General features: G+C 37.7%; 4 protein-coding genes and 1 pseudogene. 3 read left to right on the top strand and 2 right to left on the bottom strand.

Annotated features, from left to right (window positions below; all coding sequences use genetic code 11):
* Positions 1 to 1,376 (top strand): ATP-binding response regulator (locus AC1DRF_RS17290; RefSeq protein ID WP_477741248.1); only part of this gene is annotated, 1,376 nt, incomplete at its 5' end.
* Positions 1,377 to 1,394: 18 nt separating this feature from the next.
* The gene (locus AC1DRF_RS17295; RefSeq protein WP_477741249.1) at positions 1,395 to 2,249 is read left to right on the top strand and encodes a CheR family methyltransferase; all 855 of its coding nucleotides are present in this window, start codon (positions 1,395 to 1,397) and stop codon (positions 2,247 to 2,249) included.
* Between the two features lie 28 nt (positions 2,250 to 2,277).
* Here AC1DRF_RS17295 and AC1DRF_RS17300 read toward each other — a convergent pair whose 3' ends face one another.
* Positions 2,278 to 3,420 (bottom strand): SpoIIE family protein phosphatase, encoded by a 1,143-nt coding sequence (locus AC1DRF_RS17300; RefSeq protein WP_477741250.1) that lies wholly within the window; start codon positions 3,418 to 3,420, stop codon positions 2,278 to 2,280.
* Positions 3,421 to 3,605: 185 nt separating this feature from the next.
* On the bottom strand, positions 3,606 to 4,220 hold the full coding sequence (locus AC1DRF_RS17305; RefSeq protein WP_153254851.1) for a LysE family translocator: 615 nt from the start codon (positions 4,218 to 4,220) through the stop codon (positions 3,606 to 3,608).
* Positions 4,221 to 4,509: 289 nt separating this feature from the next.
* Here AC1DRF_RS17305 and AC1DRF_RS17310 point away from each other — a divergent pair.
* A pseudogene (locus AC1DRF_RS17310) lies at positions 4,510 to 4,652 on the top strand (amino acid permease); the annotation flags it as partial.

Below are 4,652 nucleotides of genomic sequence, written 5' to 3' on the forward strand. Positions count from 1 at the left end.
CTGAAGAGCTGCGTATGATTAATGAGCAGCTAGAAGAAAGAACAAAAGATGCAGAAGAAAAATCGTTTGAATTAGAGGCTGCAAAAGAAGATTTAGAAGAAAAAGCGCATCAGCTGGAATTGAATTCTCAATACAAATCCGAATTCCTTGCTAATATGTCGCACGAGCTTCGAACACCGCTTAACAGCATTCTTATTCTGTCTGAAATGCTTGAGGAAAACGCGGCTAAAACGCTATCTGAAGATGAAGAAGAATATGCTCGTATTATTCATTCTTCAGGAAAAGACTTGTTGGCATTAATCAACGACATCTTGGATTTATCAAAAGTAGAGTCTGGAAAACTAGATGTCTTGCTTGCTGAGATGAATATGAGTGAGCTTCCAGATCAAATTGAACGTAATTTTGKCCACGTTGCTGAACAGAAAAAAGTACAATTAAAAATTAATAAAGCACAAGATGTACCGGACATCATTCACACAGATGAAAAGAGATTCCAGCAAATTGTGAAAAATCTTTTATCAAATGCATTCAAATTTACGGAATCGGGATCTGTCACAGTATCCATTCAACGAGTAGCTGACCATCGTCTTACAACAGCTATGCGTACAGTGGATACGGATTGCTGGCTAGAAATAGCTGTAGCTGATACGGGAATTGGTATACCAAAAGAAAAGCATCAGCTTATCTTTGAAGCGTTTCAGCAGGCGGATGGAGCTACGGTTCGCAAGTACGGAGGAACGGGACTTGGCTTATCTATTTGCAGTGAGTTTGCAAAATTATTGGGCGGCTGGATTTCCCTAAGCAGTGAAGTAGGAAAAGGAAGTACGTTTACACTCTATCTTCCTAGTCTCTCTAACGGTCTTGTTGACTATGAAAAAGTAAATTTTGCATATGAAGAAGTAGCAGTATCTGTAGAAGAAGCTGAACCTGAAGCAGAAATAACTGAAATTGACCATCCTGTACAACCAGTTGAACCTTCATTGCAAGATGATGAAAATGTGTTTCAGGATAAGCGAGTGCTCATCGTAGATGATGACCAGCGCAACATCTTTGCCTTAAAAACTGCGCTAGCTAAACAAGGTATGACCATTATGACAGCTCATAACGGAATAGAGTGTCTTGAAATGATGAAGAATAGTGAACCATTTGATCTCATTTTAATGGATATTATGATGCCGCAAATGGACGGATATGAAGCGATGCAGAAAATTAGAGGAGAGCTAAAGCATGTTGATTTGCCTATTATTGCATTAACCGCTAAAGCGATGAAAAATGATCGTGAAAAATGCTTGGAAGCTGGAGCATCAGATTATATCAGCAAACCTTTAGATTTAAATCAGCTGTTCTCCGTTATGCGTGTATGGCTAGTAAATTAAGCGGGGTATGAAACATAAATGGATATGAAGCACCTAGATTTAAGTGAAGACTTAGTTATGAATAAAAAAACAGATTTGGAGATTGATTTACTGCTGACGGCTATTTATCGATTAACAGGATTCGATTTCAGACAGTACGCTAAATCTTCTATCTGTCGCCGGGTCTATAATCGAATGAAAATTGAACGTATTCCAACTGTGTCTCGATTGCTAGAAAAAGYGATTCACGAAGAAGAATTTATGAATCAGCTTTTAAATGATTTTTCGATAAATGTGACAGAAATGTTTCGCGATCCAAGCTTTTTTAAAGCATTTCGCACAAAAGTGATTCCGGTATTAAAGGATTATCCGGAAATTCGCATTTGGCACGCTGGCTGTGCAACGGGCGAAGAGGTATTTTCTATGGCGATTCTTTTAGAAGAAGAAGGGTTAATGGATAAAACGGTCATTTACGCAACCGATATGAACGAAGATGTATTAGAAAAAGCAAAACAAGGTGCCTTTTCTTTACGTAAAATGAAGTCATATACAAAAAATTATATTCAAGCCGGTGGAAAAAACGCCTTCTCAGAATATTATCAGACGGATCATCACTATGCATATTTTCATCCGTCACTGTTAAAAAATATTATCTTTGCTCAGCATAATTTAGTCACGGATCAGTCATTTAATGAATTTCACGTCATCATTTGCCGAAACGTCCTTATTTATTTTACAGCTCAGCTGCAAAATCAAGTGTATAATTTATTTTCAGAAAGCCTGTGTGCAAAAGGATTTCTTGGGCTTGGTGATAAAGAAACGCTTCGCTTTGCTGAAGGAGCAGCTTCTTATATCGAGTTTGCAGGGAACGAGCGCATTTATCAAAAGCAATAAAAAAAGACCTCATTTATGAGGTCTTTTTTTATTGTGCTTGTGCTTGAATCATAAGCACGCACATATCATCAGGCTGATTTAACTTTTGTTCTTCTGAAAAAATTTCATTCATAAATGTCTGCGGATTTGTCCATTTTTGTTCAGTAAGCTTTTGAAGACGAAGGGCAGATTCATTTTCGCAAGGGCCCATTGATTCAAGAGCTCCGTCTGTAAATAGCAAAATTTGCACATCGTTCTCAAAGCTGACAACAGATTTCTGAACGTCCATTTCTTCAAAAAAACCTACAGGGCAGCTTCCTCGTTGAAGAGGAACAAGCGTATGTTCATCCACTAACATATAACCTTCTGGATGCCCGGCATTCACATATTCTACTGTCTTAGCTTCCGTATCAATCACTAAATAAATAGCAGTGAAATAGTAAGGGATTTCATCTTTTTCGCTGTGCAATAATTCCATGTAGCGATTCAACTCTGTAATAACCTGCTCAGGGTCTACGAGAGACTTGATAGCTTCTCTGAGCACAGACGAAATAAACATACAAACAAGCGAGGCAGAGATGCCGTGCCCCATCATATCAAAAAGGATAATTCCGTACCGGTGCTCGTCAATTTTGTGCCAATAGTACATATCACCCGCTAATTTAAAAGAAGGATAATATGAAACTTMCATTTGAATATCTTTCTCTCGTAGAGGGGGACTGAGTAAGTTTTGCTGTACGTGCGTAGCTAAATCTAACTCAGTTTGAATTTTCTTTTCATGTTCCGTGTGCCAGTCAATTTCTGCCTTAAGGCGTAAAGCTACCCGCATACGAGCCAGCAGTTCCACTTTATTGATCGGCTTTGTGACGTAATCTGTTCCACCGGCGTCTAGAGCTTCTACTAATTTGCTGCTGTCTTCTAGAGCTGTGACAAAGATAATTGGAATATGTTTTAAGCGTTCTACCTGTTGAATTCGCCTGCAGGCTTCGATTCCATCAATTTCGGGCATCATAATATCAAGTAAAATCAAATCGACCGAATTCGTTTTTGAGTTCTCATCGTCCAGGTTAAGATAGTCGAAAAGGGCATGGGCAGACGTAAGAGACACACAGTTATCGTAGCCAGCGCCTTTTAAAATTTTTTCAATCACAAATAGATTGACTTGATTGTCATCTACTAGAAGAATGGTCATGCTTTATTTCCCCTTATTATGTTTGAAGACTAATGATTGAATATGTAGTTTTCAAGCATTTTTATACTTTTTCTGTTTTTCTATTTATCTATTATACAGAAAAGACAGCGTTTAGGGTATTTTTTAAGATTATTCTTTTCTATTAAAAAAGTCATTCGTCCCCAGAAAAGGAGACAAATGACTTTTTATAGCAATTTGTATAACGCAAATATCCCGAAAGTCAGTACAACCGCTCCCGAAATACGATTTACCCAGATTAAGCTGTTATTCGTAAACTTCGAACGGGCAAGACTAATAGCAAAACTGAGCGAAAGCCACCAGCAGGCCGATCCTAAAAATACGCCTGCAACCATTGTCAAAGCAGAAGCAGCATCAAATGCTGATTTACTAATGCCTACACCAGAAAATACGCCAATAAAAAATAAGATCGTCATTGGATTCGTAACCGTTAAAAAAAGAACGGATGTATAAGAACGAAGCAAACCCCCTCCTTTAGCAGCGGCAGCGTGCTCTGCAGGTCGAGAACGAAAAGTTTGTACACCTAAATAACATAAAAATAATCCCCCAATCAGCTGAAGCCAAATCTTTTGGGTTAGTAAAAAGGTTGTAATGAACGTTAGGCCAAACGCAGCGATGCATCCATAAAGAGCATCTGCTGTAGCTGCTCCCAGACCAGATACAAATCCGTGTAATCGCCCTTTAGATAACGTGCGATTAATACATAAAATACCAATGGGACCGACGGGTGCAGCAACGGAAAAGCCGATCACTAACCCCTTTAGAAAATAAAATAAGTTCATCTTTTAAGTAGCTCCTAAGAAGTTTTTCTTTAGTATAGTACAAAAGCAATCGTGAATGAAGCCAATTTTGAGAAAGTTGTTAACACATATTTTTAGTCTGTTCGGGTACATCATAATGATGTTATAAAAAACATCACTAGCAAATTTATTTTAATCATTAAAAAGTTCAAAAACTAAATTATTTTACACAGAAAATTAAATGTAGTAAAATAATTCACTGTTACATATATAGAAAGATCTACCACTAAAAAGTAGTCATTCGTAATGAGATGAAGAGAGGTTAGTCATCATGAGTAATCTGTTTGCAAAAAAAGATGTTAACAAGCTGTTAGAGGAAAATGCGGCAAAAGAATCAACTAAGACACTAGGGTTATTTGATGTGATTTTGATGGGAGTAGGAGCAACTATTGGGACAGGAGTTCTGGTTATAGC

Source organism: Priestia sp. P5_B4 (genome assembly GCF_056400385.1).